At 65.2% G+C, this 16181-nt stretch carries 15 protein-coding genes; 10 read left to right on the forward strand and 5 right to left on the reverse strand.

The genetic code is table 11. The features are described from left to right. Positions 1–13: 13 nt before the first annotated feature. The 6 genes from ABSY17_RS07190 to ABSY17_RS07215 all read left to right on the forward strand — a co-directional run bounded on the left by ABSY17_RS07190 (position 14) and on the right by ABSY17_RS07215 (position 7909). Positions 14–931, forward strand: a complete 918-nt coding sequence (locus ABSY17_RS07190; RefSeq protein ID WP_378948520.1) for a 3-keto-5-aminohexanoate cleavage protein — start codon at positions 14–16, stop codon at positions 929–931. Between the two features lie 213 nt (positions 932–1144). Further along, complete coding sequence (locus tag ABSY17_RS07195; RefSeq protein ID WP_378948523.1) at positions 1145–2221, forward strand: 3-hydroxyacyl-CoA dehydrogenase NAD-binding domain-containing protein; 1077 nt, start codon at positions 1145–1147, stop codon at positions 2219–2221. Between the two features lie 164 nt (positions 2222–2385). Continuing rightward, positions 2386–3549 carry an acyl-CoA dehydrogenase family protein gene (locus tag ABSY17_RS07200; protein ID WP_378948525.1) on the forward strand — a complete coding sequence of 388 codons (1164 nt, stop codon included), beginning with the start codon at positions 2386–2388 and terminating at the stop codon, positions 3547–3549. A 207-nt stretch (positions 3550–3756) separates the two neighbouring features. Beyond that, positions 3757–6120, forward strand: coding sequence for an acetate--CoA ligase family protein (locus ABSY17_RS07205; RefSeq protein WP_378948526.1), 2364 nt, complete (start codon positions 3757–3759; stop codon positions 6118–6120). Positions 6121–6122: 2 nt separating this feature from the next. Next, positions 6123–6905, forward strand: coding sequence for a carnitinyl-CoA dehydratase (locus ABSY17_RS07210; protein WP_378948528.1), 783 nt, complete (start codon positions 6123–6125; stop codon positions 6903–6905). Between the two features lie 62 nt (positions 6906–6967). Beyond that, entirely contained in the window at positions 6968–7909 is a 942-nt protein-coding gene (locus tag ABSY17_RS07215) for an alpha/beta hydrolase (protein WP_378948530.1), read from the forward strand. 162 nt (positions 7910–8071) lie between these two features. Here the strand turns inward: ABSY17_RS07215 and ABSY17_RS07220 are convergent, their stop codons facing one another. Continuing rightward, positions 8072–10078 (reverse strand): CocE/NonD family hydrolase, encoded by a 2007-nt coding sequence (locus ABSY17_RS07220; RefSeq protein WP_378948531.1) that lies wholly within the window; start codon positions 10076–10078, stop codon positions 8072–8074. 147 nt (positions 10079–10225) lie between these two features. On the opposite strand from ABSY17_RS07220, the gene ABSY17_RS07225 reads away from it, so the two are divergent. Next, the gene (locus ABSY17_RS07225; RefSeq protein WP_378948534.1) at positions 10226–10474 is read left to right on the forward strand and encodes a type II toxin-antitoxin system Phd/YefM family antitoxin; all 249 of its coding nucleotides are present in this window, start codon (positions 10226–10228) and stop codon (positions 10472–10474) included. After that, on the forward strand, positions 10464–10745 hold the full coding sequence (locus ABSY17_RS07230; RefSeq protein WP_378948537.1) for a type II toxin-antitoxin system RelE/ParE family toxin: 282 nt from the start codon (positions 10464–10466) through the stop codon (positions 10743–10745). Before ABSY17_RS07225 ends, ABSY17_RS07230 begins: the two co-directional genes overlap by 11 nt. A 1-nt stretch (position 10746) precedes the next feature. On the opposite strand, the gene ABSY17_RS07235 is transcribed toward ABSY17_RS07230, so the two are convergent. Genes ABSY17_RS07235 through puuE form a run of 4 tightly spaced genes read right to left on the reverse strand, consistent with a single transcriptional unit; the run spans position 10747 to position 14152 of the window. After that, positions 10747–11340: a nucleoside deaminase gene (locus ABSY17_RS07235; RefSeq protein ID WP_378948540.1), complete on the reverse strand. Its 594-nt coding sequence runs from the start codon at positions 11338–11340 to the stop codon at positions 10747–10749. Between the two features lie 4 nt (positions 11341–11344). Beyond that, the gene (locus ABSY17_RS07240) at positions 11345–11845 is read right to left on the reverse strand and encodes an ureidoglycolate lyase (protein WP_378948543.1); all 501 of its coding nucleotides are present in this window, start codon (positions 11843–11845) and stop codon (positions 11345–11347) included. A gap of 22 nt (positions 11846–11867) precedes the next feature. Beyond that, a complete protein-coding gene (locus tag ABSY17_RS07245) occupies positions 11868–12713 on the reverse strand; it encodes a bifunctional allantoicase/(S)-ureidoglycine aminohydrolase (protein WP_378948546.1) in 846 nt (281 codons plus the stop codon). Positions 12714–12718: 5 nt separating this feature from the next. Next, positions 12719–14152, reverse strand: coding sequence for an allantoinase PuuE (gene puuE, locus ABSY17_RS07250; RefSeq protein ID WP_378948549.1), 1434 nt, complete (start codon positions 14150–14152; stop codon positions 12719–12721). A 183-nt stretch (positions 14153–14335) separates the two neighbouring features. Between puuE and uraH the strand changes: the two genes are divergently transcribed. Further along, positions 14336–14695 carry a hydroxyisourate hydrolase gene (gene uraH / locus ABSY17_RS07255; protein ID WP_378952498.1) on the forward strand — a complete coding sequence of 120 codons (360 nt, stop codon included), beginning with the start codon at positions 14336–14338 and terminating at the stop codon, positions 14693–14695. 3 nt (positions 14696–14698) lie between these two features. Beyond that, positions 14699–16180 carry a xanthine dehydrogenase small subunit gene (gene xdhA / locus ABSY17_RS07260; RefSeq protein WP_378948552.1) on the forward strand — a complete coding sequence of 494 codons (1482 nt, stop codon included), beginning with the start codon at positions 14699–14701 and terminating at the stop codon, positions 16178–16180. Position 16181 lies beyond the last annotated feature (1 nt).

Genomic DNA, 16181 nt, shown 5'->3' on the forward strand with positions numbered 1-16181 from the left:
TGGGAGCACGCCGATGCCGCTGCAAATGAACCGCGAGGTTTTTGTTACCTGTGCGATCACGGGTTCAGGCGGCACGCAGGATCGCAGCCCGCTGGTGCCGCGGTCGCCCCGGCAGATCGCCGAGGCCGCCATCGATGCGGCCAAGGCGGGCGCGGCCATCGTTCATTGCCACGTCCGCGACCCCGACACCGGCAAGCCGCGCCGCGACGTCCACCTCTACCGCGAGGTGACCGAACGCATCCGCGCGGCAGACGTCGACGTCGTGCTGAACCTCACTGCCGGCATGGGCGGCGACATCGTGCTCGGCCCGCCCGAGCAGCCGCTGCCGATCAGGCCGGAAGGCACCGACATGGGTGGCGCTGCCGACCGCATGGAGCATGTGCGCCAATGCCTGCCGGAAATCTGCACGCTCGATTGCGGCACGATGAACTTCGCCGAAGCCGACTATGTCATGGTCAACACGCCGGGCATGCTGCGCGCCATGGGCGGAATGATGGCGGCGCTGGGCGTGAAGCCCGAGATCGAGGCGTTCGACACCGGTCATCTGTGGTTCGCCAGGCAATTGGTGGAGGAGGGCGTGCTCAAGCCCGATGCGCTGGTGCAGCTGTGCATGGGCGTGCCGTGGGGCGCGCCCGACGACCTCAACACCTTCATGGCGATGGTCAACAACGTGCCGAGGGACTGGACCTTTTCCGCCTTTTCGCTCGGCCGCAACCAGATGGCCTATGTCGCAGCCGCAGTGCTTGCCGGCGGCCATGTGCGCGTTGGCCTCGAGGACAATCTCTGGCTCGACAAGGGCGTGCTGGCGACCAACGCGCAGTTGGTCGAGCGCGCGGTGACCATCGTCGAGAGCATGGGTGCGCGGGTGATCGGGCCGGAAGAGGTGCGGCGGAAGCTGAATCTCGTCAAGCGCGCGCCGCTGGTAGGGTGACATGGAAACGCGAAGCACCCCCCTCTGGCCTGCCGGCCATCTCCCCCTCAAGGGGGGAGATCAGCTGTCCCTACCGCCCACGCCAATCGGAAACCGCGAAAGATGGGCACCGTGGCCGAAGCTGCCAATCTCCCCCCTTGTGGGGGAGATGGCCGGCAGGCCAGAGGGGGGCAACGTAGAGTGCTACGCCCGCCGTGAGAGGGAGTTCACATCATGACAATCGCCAAGGCAGCGGCCATCGGTGGCGGGGTCATCGGCGCCGGCTGGGTGGCGCGGCTGGCGCTGAACGGCATCGACGTTTCGATCTACGATCCCGACCCGGAGGCCGCCCGCAAGGTCGGCGAGGTGATCAAGGGCGCCCGCCGCGCCTACCGGCGGATGGCTCCAAATGGGCTGCCGAAGGAAGGCAGGCTGACCTTCGCCAAGACCATCGCCGAGGCGGTGGCCGATGCCGACCTCGTCCAGGAAAGCGTGCCGGAAAGGCTCGACCTCAAGCACAAGGTGCTGGCCGAGATCGACAGCCACGCGCCGGCCAACGCCATCGTCGGTTCGTCGACCTCCGGCATCAAGCCGAGCGACATGCAGGTGGCGATGAAGAAGCATCCCGAGCGGCTGGTGGTCGGCCACCCGTTCAACCCGGTCTATCTCTTGCCGCTCGTCGAGATCGTCGGCGGCGAGCAGACCTTTCCCGAGGCGATCGAGGTCGCCAGGGAGATCTATTCCTCCATCGGCATGAAGCCGGTGGTCATCCGCAAGGAGATCGAGGCCTTCGTCGGTGACCGGCTGCTGGAAGCGGCCTGGCGCGAGGCGCTGTGGCTGGTCAAGGACGGCATCTGCACGGTCGAGGAGCTCGACGACATCATGCGCTACGGCTTCGGCCTGCGCTGGGCGCAGATGGGCATGTTCCAGGTCTATCGCATCGCCGGCGGTGAGGCCGGCATGCGCCATTTCATGGCCCAGTTCGGGCCATGCCTGAAATGGCCATGGACCAAGCTGACGGACGTGCCGGAGTTCAACGACGAACTGGTCGACCTCATCGCCAGCCAGTCCGACGACCAGTCGGGCAAATGGTCGATCCGAGAGCTGGAAAAAATCCGCGACGACAATCTCGTGGCGATCATGGAGGCGCTGTCGAAGCAGAACAGGGGCAAGGGCTGGGGCGCTGGTGCGCTGTACAAGGATTACACCCGGCAGCTGGCGGCCCAGGCGAAGCCCAAGGTGTCCAAGGCGGCCGAAAAGGCCAAAGCAAGCAAGCCGGTGAAGAAGGCCGCAGCCAGGAAGAAGGGCTGAGACGATGCAGGTGCGTCCTTCGAGGCTCGCTCCGCTCGCACCTCAGGATGAGGGAGGTCGCGCGAGGCGCCTCCAGATTGAGGGTATGGCGTAAGCGGTCCTCATCCTGAGGTGCGAGCGGAGCGAGCCTCGAAGGACGCACGGCATATTCGGGAGGTGAAGTCATGCATTTCGGTCTGTCCGGGGAACAGCAGCTCATCGTCGACACGACGCGCACCTTCGTCGAGAACGAGCTCTATCCGCATGAGCGCGAGGTGGAGCGATCAGGGCACCTCCGGCGCGAGTTGATCGAGGAGATCAAGGCCAAGGCCATAGCCGCCGGGCTCTATGCGGCCAATATGCCGGCCGATGTCGGCGGTGCCGGGCTCGATACACTGACCTGGCTGCTCTACGAGAAGGAGCTCGGCCGGGCCAACTACGCCTTGCACTGGACCTGCGTGGCCAGGCCTTCCAACATCCTGCTCGCCGGCACGCCCGAGCAGCGCGAAAAGTATCTCTTTCCATGCATTCGCGGCGAGAAATGGGACTGCCTCGCCATGACCGAGCCTGGCGCGGGTTCCGACTTGCGCGGCATGAAGGCAAGCGCTGTCGAGAAGGGCGGCGATTGGGTGCTCAACGGCACCAAGCATTTTATCAGCCACGCCGACCTCGCCGATTTCGCCATCGTGTTCATGGCATCCGGCGAAGAAGATACGCCGCGCGGAAAACGCAAGAAGATCACTGCCTACTTCGTTGACAAGGGCACGCCGGGCTTCACCGTCCGCCACGGCTACCGCAATGTCTCGCATCGCGGCTACACCAATTCGATCCTGGAATTCGACGACTGCCGCGTGCCCGCGAGCCAGGTGCTCGGCGAGGTGCACAAGGGCTTCGAAGTCGCCAACAGCTGGCTCGGTGCCACGCGCCTGCAAGTAGGCGCCACCTGCCTCGGCCGTGCCGAGCGGGCGCTCGGCCACGCCGTTGCATATGCCGCTCAGCGCGAACAATTCGGCCAGCAGATCGGAAAATTCCAGGGCGTGTCGTTCAAGCTCGCCGACATGGCGATGGAGCTCAAGGCGGCCGAGCTGATGGTGCTGGAGGCCGGCTGGAAATACGACCAGGGCACGGTCACCGACCAGGACATGGCAATGGCCAAGCTCAAGGCCACGGAAATGCTGGCCTTCGTCGCCGACGAGGCGATCCAGATCCATGGCGGCATGGGCTTGATGGACGACCTGCCGCTGGAGCGCATCTGGCGCGACGCCCGCGTCGAACGCATCTGGGAAGGCACGTCGGAAATCCAGCGGCACATCATTTCGCGGGCGTTGCTGAGGGCGGTGGGGGGATGATGGGCTTGCTCGGACAGCCAGTGCTTACGCTGACTATGCTCTATGGCGCTCCCCTCTGTCCTGCCGGACATCTCCCCCTCAAGGGGGGAGATCAGGATGCAATTCGTCCTCAGCTGGTCGCTCCCCTCGAACGGTGGGTGACGAGGTCGCAACTGCCAATCTCCCTCCTTGAGGGGGAGATGGCCGGCAGGCCAGAGGGGGGTGTTCATGCATAGCCTCGAGCGTCTCCTGCGCCCGCGCTCGATCGCCGTGTTCGGCGGCGCGCAGGCCGCCGCCGTCGTCAGGCAGTGCCTGAAAATGGGCTTTCCGGGCGACATCTGGCCGGTGCACCCGACCAGAGTCGAGGTCGAAGGCATCAGGACCTTTCGCTCGGTGGCCGAGTTGCCCGCAGCACCCGACGCCGCCTTTGTCGGGGTCAACCGGTTCCTGACCGTCGAGGTGATCGCAGCACTTTCGGCGCGCGGCGCGGGCGGGGCGATCTGCTTTGCCTCGGGCTTCCGCGAGGTTGGCTACGACGACGCCGACGGCGAGCGGCTGCAGGCCGAACTGGTTGAGGCTGCTGGGGCGATGCCGGTCATCGGACCCAATTGCTACGGCCTGATCAACTATGCCGACGGAGCGTTGCTATGGCCCGACCAGCACGGTGGCCAGCGGCTGGCAGCGGGTGCGCGCGGGGCAGCGATCATCACCCAGTCGTCCAACATCGCCTGCAACCTGACCATGCAGAAGCGCGGCCTGCCCGTCGCCTTCCTGATGACGGCGGGCAATCAGGCGCAGACCGGGCTGTCGGAGATGGCGCTCGGCCTGATCGAGGACGAGCGTGTCTCCTGCCTCGGTCTGCATATCGAAGGTTTTGATTCCGTCGCAGGCTTCGAGCGGCTGTCGGTGCGGGCGCGCGAGCTGAACAAGCCGATCGTGGCGATGAAGGTTGGCCGCTCCGAGCAGGCGCGCAGGGCGACGATCTCGCACACCGCCTCGCTTGCCGGCTCGGATGCCGCCTCCGACGCCTTCCTCAAGCGCTTGGGTATCGCGCGGGTCGATACCATCCCGTCGCTGCTCGAGACGCTGAAGCTGTTGCACGGAGCGGGCCCGCTGCCCGGCTTCACGCTGTCGTCGATGAGCTGCTCCGGTGGCGAAGCATCGGTCATGGCCGACAGCGTCGAGGGCCGGCGGCTCCGTTTCCCGGCGCTGACGCCGGAGCACTATGCCAGGATAAAAACAACGCTCGGCGCCTTCGTCGCGGTCGCCAATCCGCTCGACTACCACACCTTCATCTGGAACGACGAACCGGCGATGACCAGAACCTTCACGGCGATGGCATCAGGTGGCTTCGACCTCAACATGCTGGTGCTTGATTTTCCGCGCAACGACCGCTGCTCTGACGCCGACTGGTGGCCGACGGTGCGCGCCTTCGAGGCGGCGCTGAAGGCCAACGACGCACGCGGCGCGGTGGTGGGGTCGATGGCGGAGAACCTGACCGAGGACCATGCCGCCGATCTCTTTGTGCGCGGCATCGTGCCGTTGCAGGGAATATCAGAGGCGATGGATGCCGCGGAAGCCGCGGCGACGATTGGCGAGGCGTGGGCGCGGCCGGTTGCCGAGCGGGTGGGCGATAGTGCCTATGCACCCCCCTCTGGCCTGCCGGCCATCTCCCCCTTCAGGGGGGAGATCATCCTCGCTCCGACGCCTCCGCCCATCGCTGCCGTTGGAGGAGAGGGCACTGCGCCGCCACTGCCAATCTCCCCCCTTGAGGGGGAGATGGCCGGCAGGCCAGAGGGGGGTATATCCTCCAAGCTCGACGAAGCCGCCGCCAAATCCCATCTCCACGACGCCGGTCTTGCGGTGCCTGCCGGCCGCCGTGCGGCAAGCGTCGCGGAAGCCATCGAGGCGGCGGAAGCGCTGGGCTATCCCGTCGCCCTCAAGGCGCTCGGCGTCGCCCACAAGAGCGAGCTTGGTGCCGTACGGCTCAATCTCATGAACGGCGAGCAGGTGGGAGCGGCGGCTGCCGACCTGCTGTCGCTTGGCGCCGGCTTCTATGTCGAGAAGATGGTGGCCGGCGGCGTGGCCGAGTTGATCGTGGGTGTGACGCGTGATCCGCTGTTCGGGCCGGTGATGGCCATCGGCACTGGCGGCGTGCTGGTCGAACTGCTGAAGGACAGCGCGACATTGCTGTTGCCTGCCTCGCGTTGCGAGATCGAGGCGGCGCTGCGCGGCCTCAAGATGTTCCCGCTGCTCGATGGCTATCGCGGCAGACCAAAGGCCGATTTCGATGCCGCGGTCGATGCCATGGTCGCCATTGCCGCCTTTGTCCTGGCCAATGCGGATGTGATCGAGGAACTCGACATCAATCCGTTGATCGTCTGCGGCGAGGGGCAGGGCGCCTGGATCGCCGATGCGTTGCTGGTTCTTTCCTCCCCCCTTGAGGGGGAGGTGGCCGCGAAGCGGCCGGAGGGGGTAACCTCAGAAGGCACCGTTTCCAGGTCGCGCTCGGCCGCAACGACCCCACCCGTCCGGACTGCGTCCGGACACCCTCCCCTCAAGGGGGAGGGGACCGCCAGCGCAGGAGAGTGAAAATGCCCGACGTCATAACGACCCGCCGCGAAGGTGCTGTCCTCGAGGTCACGCTCGACAGGCCCAAGGCCAATGCGATTGACCTCAAGACATCGCGGGAAATGGGCGAGACTTTCAGGTCCTTCCGCGACGATCCCGAGCTGCGTGTCGCGATCGTCAGGACGGCCGGCGATAAGTTCTTCAGCGCTGGCTGGGACCTCAAGGCGGCGGCCAGCGGCGATGCGGTCGATGGCGACTATGGCGTCGGCGGCTTCGGCGGGCTGCAGGAACTGCGCGACATGAACAAGCCGGTGATTGCCTGCGTCAACGGCATGGCGGTGGGCGGAGGCTTCGAGCTGGCACTGGCTTGCGACCTGATCTACGCCTCCGAGCATTCGAGCTTCGCGCTGCCCGAGATCCGCGCTGGCACGCTGGCCGACGCCGCCACCATCAAGCTGCCCAAGCGCATCCCTTATCACGTGGCGATGGACCTACTGCTCACTGGCCGCTGGATGGACGTGGCCGAAGCGCATCGCTGGGGTCTGGTCAACGAAGTGCTGCCGGCTGACAAGCTCGAGACCCGCGTCTGGGAGATCGCCCGGCTGCTCGCCAGCGGGCCGCCGCTGGTCTTCGCCGCCATCAAGGAAGTGGCGCGCGAGGCCGAGGGGCGCGGGTTCCAGGACACCATGAATCGCATCACCAAGCGGCAGTTGCGCACGGTCGACGAACTTTATGCGTCCGAGGACAACCTCGAGGGCTTTCGCGCGTTTTCTGAGAAACGCGATCCGGTGTGGAAGGGGAGATAGCCGCTTACGGAAATCACGGTACTTCTCCACGCGCCGCCCTGTCCTTCCGAACGGTCGCTCCAATGACCGACTACTCAAAACTCATCGACGCCGAGACCTGGGCCTTCATCGAGCGGACGAACTCGTTCTATCTGCCCGAAGCGGTCGACGTCACCATCGCGCGGCAGCGCGAGGTCTATGACTGCATGTGCCGAGCGTTCTTCGCCGGCTATCCCAGGGGCGTGTTGTCCGAGACGACTGATATCGCCACGGCAACGCGCAAAATCCCCATTCGCATCTATCGCCAGGCTGGCAGGACACCGACAGCGGTCGTGCTCTATTTCCACGGCGGCGGCTTCATCTTCGGCGGGCTCGACAGTCATGGCGACGTTTGCGCAGAACTGTGCGCCCGTACCGGCTTCGAGCTGGTTTCCGTTGGCTACCGGCTGGCGCCCGAACACCTTCACCCGGCCGCCTTCGATGATGCCGTCTCTGCCTTTGAATGGGCCATCGCCAGCTACCAACTGCCGGTCGTGCTTGCCGGCGACAGCGCCGGCGGCAATCTCGCCGCTGCCGTCAGCCACGCGACGCGCGGCCACAGGCGCCATCCCGCCGGGCAGGTACTGATCTATCCCGGGCTTGGCGGCGACCAGTCGCGCGGCTCTTATGTCAGGCATGCCGATGCGCCGCTGCTGACGCTGCGCGATGTCCATTTCTGCAACGACATCCGGACCGGCGGCGAAGATCGCACCGGCGACATCACCATGTCGCCGCTGGCCGACGGCAACTTCGCCTATCTGCCGCCGACCTTCATCTTCACCGCTGAATGCGACCCGTTGTCGTCGGACGGCGAGGCCTATGGCGAGCGCGTCGTTGCCGCCGGCGGCCGGGCCTACTGGTATGAGGAGCCGGGGCTGGTGCACGGTTTTCTCCGTGCCCGCCACACGGTTGGCCGCGCCCGCGCCAGTTTTACGCGCATCGCCGATGCCATGGCCGTGCTGGGGCGCGGCGAGTGGGTGTGGTGATGGCGTGCGTCCTTCGAGGCTCGTTGCGCTCGCACCTCAGGATGAGGGAGGTCGTGCGAGGCCCTCGCGAAAGTGCCTGTGTAGACGGCCCTCATCCTGAGGTGCGAGCCTGAAAGGCGAGCCTCGAAGGACGCACTGGACAGGTCCCGCGCTCGGCGCCCGTCAGATGTGTCCGCGCGGGATGGTCTCGTCGAAATCGCGCTCGAAGATTAGCGCATCGCCCTCAAAGGCCTCGATGCGGCCGGTGAGGTGGAAGTTTTTCGCATCCGAGCGCATGGCGGTAAAAGCCTCGGTACGGATCGACCAGTCGCCGCGCGACAGGGTTTGCGTCCAGTGGGCTTCGCCTTGGGCCGACAGCGGGTCGGCGGGGTCGATGGTCCACAACTCGCGGGCGATCTCGCCGACGGCCAGGCCGTGCCCGGCATCGCGCATCTCGCCGAAATCGTCGATGATGCGCAGCGCGACCTTGCCGGTGGCCGCATCGCGCTCGACCGTGCGGCTGTTGCTGTCCGGGCGCAGCGTCTCGACCACCCAGGGGGAGGCCGCCTCCGGCTCTTCGAAGGTCCATTCGTCGCCCTCGCCGGAGGGGCGCACCGGCAGTTCGATCGCCCCCTCATGCAGCGTCAGCGTCACCTCTTCCGGCGATGGCCAGACCAGTGGCCAGTAGGTTGAGGAAATGGCGACGCGCAGCCGGTTGCCCGGCAGCACCCGATAAGCGATGTCATCGAGCCGGAAGGCGATCTCCATCGTCTCGCCTGGCACGACGTTCTCGGGGAACTCGTGGCCGTTGCGATGGCAGAGATTGAGCACGCCATAGGTGATGCGCGTCGAGGCGCCGTCGGGCTGGACGTCGCACAGGCGCACCGCGACCATGGCGCGCCGGCGGTCGGCCGCGAGTTTTAGCCGGATGACCGGGCCGCCGACGACGTCGAGCGGGGCATCGAGCGGCGCACTGTCGAAGCAGGCCGATTTCTGGTCGTCGACGCGCTGGTCGCCCGGCAGTTCCGGCCCGAGCCAGATGGCGCAATATTCGCCCCCGTCCATGCCGCAGTCCTGCGGCGAGTTTATTTCAACCGGCGCATCGAGGGCCGCTGCCTCTGCTAAATGGCCTTGTCCGCCCAGCGCCAGCCGGGTGGTTGTGATATTCGGCGACGGCCATTGCTGCTCGGCGATCCAGCGGCCCTGCCGTTCGAGATACCAGTCGCGCGGCGGCTCGGAATCCATCACATAGATCCGCATCGCCGGGTCGTGCTCGACGCCGGTGTCGATGCCCTTCAGCCAGCGGTCCCACCAGCGCAGCGCCTCCTGCAGGAAGCCGATGGCGGGATTCGGTACGGCGAAATGCGGATATTTGTGCACCCAGGGACCGACGATGCCCTTGACCGGCGCGTCGAGGTTCTCGACCAGCCGCGCAACCGTATTCTTGTAGGCGTCGCCCCAGCCGCCGACGGCCAGCACCGCTGCCTTGATAGCGGAGTAATTCTCGCAGACCGAGCCGCGCTTCCAGTAGGCGTCGCGGCTTTGGTGCCTCAGCCAGACAGCCGGCAGGAAAGGTTCGTTTTCGAGCCGGTCGAGCCACTGCTCGCGCCACTTGTCGCCGACGAGTGCCGGGTCTCCCGGTCGGGACGAGTAGGACAGCATGGTTCCGCCCCAGCCCATGTTCTCGTTGAGCAGCAGGCCGCCCTTGTAGTGGATGTCGTCGGCATAGCGGTCGTCGGTCGAGCACAGCGTTATCACCGCCTTCAACGCCGGCGGCTGGAGAGCCGCCACCTGCAGCCCGTTGAATCCGCCCCAGGAAATGCCGATCATGCCGGCATTGCCGTTGCACCAGGGCTGTGCCGCCGCCCAGGCGATCGCGTCGCAGGCGTCCTGCCATTCCTGGTCGGTGTATTCGTCCTCCATCAGCCCTTCGGAATCACCGTTGCCGCGCATGTCCAGGCGGATGCAGGCATAGCCGTGGCCGGCGAAGTAGGCGTGGGTGAGGTTGTCGCGCCCCGTCGTGCCGTCGCGCTTGCGATAGGGCAGGTGCTCGAGGATGACAGGCACCGGGTTCTGCTCGGCGTCCCTGGGCATCCACACCCGCGCCGACAGCCGGCAGCCGTCGGGCATGACGATGCCCATGTCGGCAAACTCGATGATCTCGCGGGGGAATTTGGTGATGGTCTTCATGGGCATTCCAGTCTTTCGTTCCGCCACTTGTGCACCGCAACGCCGCTCCTGGCCAGCGCGGAAACGCCATCGGAGGGCGCAAGGCACAGCAGATTGAAATGACCTATTAATGGTACTATTTTGAGCTCTCGAAACGGATCTCCTGATATGCCCCATACCGTTCTTGCCGAAGTCACGGCCAGCGTCTCGGAGCTGAAGAAAAACCCGATGGGCACGGTGGCCGCCGGCGAGGGTTTCCCCGTCGCCATTCTCAACCGCAACGAGCCCGCCTTCTACTGCGTTCCGGCCAAGGCATTCGAAGCCATGATGGAGCGCCTCGAGGACATCGAACTCAACGCGATTGCAGACGCCCGCAAGGGCGAGAAGCGCGTGCGGGTCGATCTCGATGCCATATGAGGTCGAGTTCCTCGAAACCGCACTCAAGGAATGGAAGGCGCTCGACGCGAATGTGCGTGAACAGTTCCGCAAGAAGCTGAAGGAGCGCTGCGCGAACCCGCGTGTCCCGTCAGCCAAACTGCATGGCGCCAAGGACCGCTACAAGATCAAGCTCCGAAGTGCCGGATACCGTCTGGTCTATGAGGTAGAGGACGACAGGCTGGTTGTGCTCGTCATCGCGGTGGGCCGGCGCGACCGACTCGAGGTTTATGCCAAGGCGGCCAGGCGCTGAGTCAGTTCAGCGGAATGTCATTGTCTTCCTTGCTGGCCTGGTAGGCTTCCGAAAGCTTATCATAGCGCGCCGAGATCTTGGCAATGCGTTCTTCGAGGCGCTTGCGGTCGGCTTCGGGCAGTTCGCGCACCAGCTTGCGCAGCGAAAAGCTCTTCCAATAGGCGTTCTCGGCGTTGTAGCCGCCGGGCTCCAGCGTGAAGACCTCCCTGAGGATCTTCAGGTCGTGCGGAATGGCGAAGCTGTCGCGCGAATCTTCGTGGCTGAACAGATAGTAGAAATTGTCGAAGCCGGCCCAGGTGATCGCTGACAGGCACAGCGAGCAGGGCTCGTGGGTCGACAGGAAGATCAGGTCCTTGGTGTCGGCGCGGCTGGCCTTCGGCAATTCGTAGAAGCGCTTGAGGCAGTGCATCTCGCCGTGCCAGAGCGGGTTTTCCAGCTCGTTGTTGGTCTCGGCCAGCACCAGAGAGCGATCATGCTTGGCGAGCAGGGCGGCCCCAAAAACCTTGTTGCCCTTGGCCACGCCCTCGGCCGTCTTCGGCACGATGTCGTTTTCGATGACGTCGAACAGTCGTTCGATCAGCGAGAGTTCGGCCATTTGCTCAAAAACCTTCCGGCAGGACGATTTCGTAAGGATGCGAGAAGTGGAATTCTTCGAGATTGGAGCCCGCGCCGCCGCGGTCGACGACGACGAAGTCCTGGTTCTCGCCGATCGGCGTCAGCACCCCATGCCACAGATTGCGCGGATAGTTGACCCCCTGTCCGGGTGACGTGACGAAAGCATGCGGCTCGCCGGGGCCGTCGCCGATGTCGTGGCAGACGACGACGAGATAGGGCCGCGGCGACAGCGGAATGAAGGCCTGGCTACCATAGGGGTGGCGCTCGACCATCGAGAGCTTCAATGGGAACGCATAGGGCGTACCCTTGAATATGTTGATGATGACGTGCCCCTCGGGCCCTGTGGCCTCGGCGCGGGCGAGCGCGTGGTAGCGCTCGCACTTGCCAGCATTGATCGGATAGTGGGTGTCGCAATTGGTGTCGATCACCTCGCCGAATTCGGCGAAGTTTTCCCGCGTCAGCGGCTTTGCGACGATCCGGTTCATGACACTCACCATCCGGCAGCCCTCAGGAGCGGCGCGGCGCAGCGGTCGCGCCGAGCTTCATGTGGCGGTTGACGTCCTTGTAGAGCAGGTAGCGGAATTTTCCCGGCCCGCCGGCATAGCAGGCCTGCGGGCAGAAGGCGCGCAGCCACATGAAGTCGCCGGCCTCGACCTCGACCCAATCATTGTTCAGCCGATACACGGCCTTGCCTTCAAGCACATAGAGGCCGTGCTCCATGACGTGGGTTTCCGGGAAAGGAATGATGCCACCCGGCTCGAAGGTGACGACGGTCACATGCATGTCGTGGCGCAGGTCGTTGGGGTCGACGAAGCGGGTCGTCGCCCATGCGCCGTTGGTGTCCGGCATCGGGCTCGGTTGGATGTCGTTGTCGTTCAGGAACAGCGGATCGGGCACGTCGAGACCGTCGACGTATTCATAGGCCTTGCGGATCCAGTGGAAGCGCGCGGTTTCCGCGCCGGCATTGCGGACCGTCCAGCCGCTCGCCGGCGGCAGATAGGCGTAGCCGCCCGGCGTCAGCACATGGCTCTTGCCGGCAATCGTCACGGTCACTTCGCCTTCAACGACGAAGAACACACCCTCGGCGCCCGCTTCCGGCTCCGGCCGGTCACTGCCGCCGCCGGGCTGAACTTCCATGATGTATTGCGAGAAGGTCTCGGCAAATCCCGACAGCGGACGCGCGATCACCCACAGCCGTGTTGCGTCCCAGTGCGGCAGGAAGCTGGTGACGATGTCCGAGAATTCACGCTTCGGGATCACCGCATAGGCTTCGGTGAAGACGGCGCGGTCGGTGATCAGGTCGGTCTGGGGCGGCAGGCCGCCTTTCGGCGCGTAGTAGGAGCGTTTTGTCATCGTGCTCAGCTTGGAAGGAGGTCGTGGAGGCGATACCAGGCGATGCGTTCCACCTGCTTGCAGGCGGTGCCGAATTCCTGGTCGCGGCTGTTGGCGATGCGGGTCTCGAAGGCCCTGAGGATGCTTGCCTTGTCATTGTCGCGCACGGCGATGATGAAGGGGAAGCCGAACTTCTGGACGTAGGCGGTATTGAGCTCTGTGAATTTTTGGCGCTCGGCGTCGGTCAGCGCGTCGAGACCGGCGGAGGCCTGTTCCTTGGTGGATTCCTCGGTCAGCCGCTTGGCCTGCGCCAGCTTGCCGGCGAGGTTGGGGTGGGCGGTCAGCACGCCGAGCCGCTCGGCTTCGGTGCCTGAACGGAAGGCGCGGCACAGCGCATTGTGCAGGCCGCCGGCGCTGTCATGTGCGGGTCCGAGCTCGAATTCGAAGGCGCGTTCGGCAACCCAGGGCGAATGCTCGAAAATACCACCGAAGCGCTGAACGAACTCGTCGCGGCCCATGCGTGACGGACGCAGCGCCTGCGGCTGGTAGGGGTGGGTTTCGCGCCAGTGCTGGGCGATGTCCTGGCGCCGCGCGATCCAGACCTTGTCGTGGCTTTGGACGTATTCGACGAAGCGGCGCAGCGCCTCGGCGCGGCCGGGGCGGCCGACGAGGCGGCAGTGCAGGCCGATGCTCATCATGCGTGGTCGGCCGACAGCACCTTCACGATAAAGCGTGTCGAAGCTGTCCTTCAGGTAGGCAAAGAACTGGTCGCCCGAGTTGAAGCCCTGCGCGGTAGCAAAGCGCATGTCGTTGGCGTCGAGCGTGTAGGGGATGACCAGTTGCGGCGGAATGGCGTTGCCATGGCCGTCATGGTCGAGCCAGTAGGGCAACTCGTCGTCATAAGTGTCGGAAATCCAGTCGAAGCCGCCTTCGGCAGCGGCGAGGCGCACCGAATAGACCGAGGTGCGACCGAGATAGAGACCCTTCGGACGTTCGCCGACCACTTCGGTGTGCAGGCGAACCGCCTCCAGCAGGTCGGCGCGCTCAACGGCTTCCTCGTGGTCGCGATAGTCAATCCATTTCAGGCCGTGCGAGGCGATTTCCCAATCGGCCTGCTGCATTGCCGCCAACTGGTCGGGCGAGCGGGCAAGGGCAGTAGCCACGCCATAGACGGTCACCGGCACGTTGGCCTCGGTGAACATGCGGTGCAGCCGCCAGAAGCCGGCGCGGGCGCCGTATTCGTAGATCGATTCCATGTTCCAGTGGCGCTTGCCCGGCCAGGGGGCAGCGCCCACGACTTCGGACAGGAACGCCTCGGAGGCGGCGTCGCCGTGCAGGATGTTGTTTTCGCCGCCCTCTTCGTAGTTGACCACGAACTGCACGCAGACATTGGCCCCGCCGGGCCATTGGGGATCTGGTGGGTTGGCGCCGTAGCCCCGCATGTCTCTTACGTAACGCATGGTTCCTCGAAAACGGTCTTTTCTGCCACTCGAGCAGGATAGCGAAAGGCGCGGCAGGCATTCCCTCGAAAAATTTTGAAAGTCTTTTTGTGGTGCTCCGCTCGACCACACCTTATGCAATAGCCTTAAATGGCGCAAAATCTGTGATGACTGCATGCAGCGCCTGAGGGAGGGCGAATGACAATGGCCGAAGGCGGACGCCTCACCACCCATGTCCTTGATACGGCAACCGGCAAGCCTGCCGCGGGGCTGTCGATCTCGCTGTTCCGCATCGAAGGCGAGGCGCGTTTGCTGCTCAAGCGGGTTTCGACCAATGCCGACGGGCGCTGCGATGCGCCGCTTCTGTCGGGTGACGAATTCGTCACCGGCGAATACGAGCTGGTCTTCGCCGCCGGTGACTATTTGCGTCGCTTGGGCACCGAGTTGCCGCAGCCGGCATTTCTCGACATCGTGCCGATCCGCTTTGGCATGGCCGAGCGCACGCACTATCATGTGCCCTTGCTGATATCTCCTTACGGCTATTCCACCTACAGGGGCAGCTGAGCCATGGCGACGGTCAAGACACGCAACCAGATCCGCTTCATCCTCAATGGCGAGGATGTGGTGCTCGGCGCGGTCGCGCCAGACGCAACGCTGCTCGACTATCTCAGGCTCCAGCGCTCGCTGCGCGGCACCAAGGAAGGCTGCGCCGAAGGCGACTGCGGCGCCTGTACCGTGCTGGTCGGCCGGTTGGCCTCCGGCAAGCTGGTCTATGAAAGCGTCAACGCCTGCATCCGTTTCATGGGCTCGCTCGACGGCTGCCACGTCGTCACCATCGAGCATCTCAAGGGCGAGGGCGGCAGGTTGCATCCGGTGCAGCAGGCGATGGTCGACTTCCACGGCTCGCAATGCGGTTTCTGCACCCCCGGCTTCGTCATGTCGCTCTACGGCCTGTGGATGAAGTCGCCCGAGCCGTCCGACGCCGAGATCGAGAAGTCGCTGCAGGGCAATCTCTGCCGCTGTACCGGCTATGAGGCGATCATGCGCGCCGCGCGTGCCATCTCCGACTACGGCAAGGTGGCCCGCGACCCGCTGCTCGCGGAGCGCGAGGCGATCACCTCGCGGCTCCGGGCATTGAAGGACGGCACCCGCGTCGAGATCGGCGAAGGCAAGTCGCGGCTAGTCATCCCGGCCGATGTCGACGACCTCGCCACGATCCTCGAGCAGGAACCAACCGCCACCGTCGTCGCCGGCTCGACCGATGTCGGCCTGTGGGTGACCAAGCAGATGCGCGACATCGCGCCTGCGGTGTTCATCGCCAATCTCGATGGCCTGCATTCGATCTCGGTGGAAAACGGCGTCATATCGATTGGCGCCGGCGTGACCTATACCGAGGCCTTCGAGACGCTGGCGAAGCACATTCCCGCACTCGGGCCGCTGGTTGACCGCATCGGCGGCGAGCAGGTGCGCAACATGGGCACCATCGGCGGCAATATCGCCAACGGCTCGCCGATCGGCGACACGCCGCCGCCGCTGATCGCGCTCGGCGCAGCGCTGACCCTGCGCAAGGGCGCGTCGCGGCGGACCATTCCGCTGCAGGATTTCTTCGTCGCCTATGGCAAGCAGGACCGTGCGCCCGGCGAGTTCGTCGAGGCGGTGCACGTGCCGGTGCCGGCGACGGGCGAAAAATTCGCCGTCTACAAGGTCACCAAGCGCCGCGACGAGGACATCACGGCAACGCTTGGCGCGTTCTGGCTGACGCTTGCCGAGGACGGCACGGTGGCGAAAGTGCGCATCGCCTATGGCGGCATGGCGGCGACGCCGAAGCGCGCCTCGGCGGTCGAGGCGGCACTACTGGGCAAGCCCTGGACCGAAGCGACGGTCGAAGCGGCGATGGCCAGATATGCTGAGGATTTCACGCCGCTGACCGACATGCGCGCCACCGCCGAATACCGCGCGCTCGCCGCAAAAAACCTGCTGTTGCGCTTCTACATGGAAACGACCGGCGCCAGCGCCCCCTTGCGGGTGTCCAGACACGAGGCTGCGTGAG

It is taken from the genome of Mesorhizobium sp. ANAO-SY3R2 (assembly GCF_042466635.1).
In the GTDB taxonomy this organism is placed as follows: Bacteria; Pseudomonadota; Alphaproteobacteria; order Rhizobiales; family Rhizobiaceae; genus Aminobacter.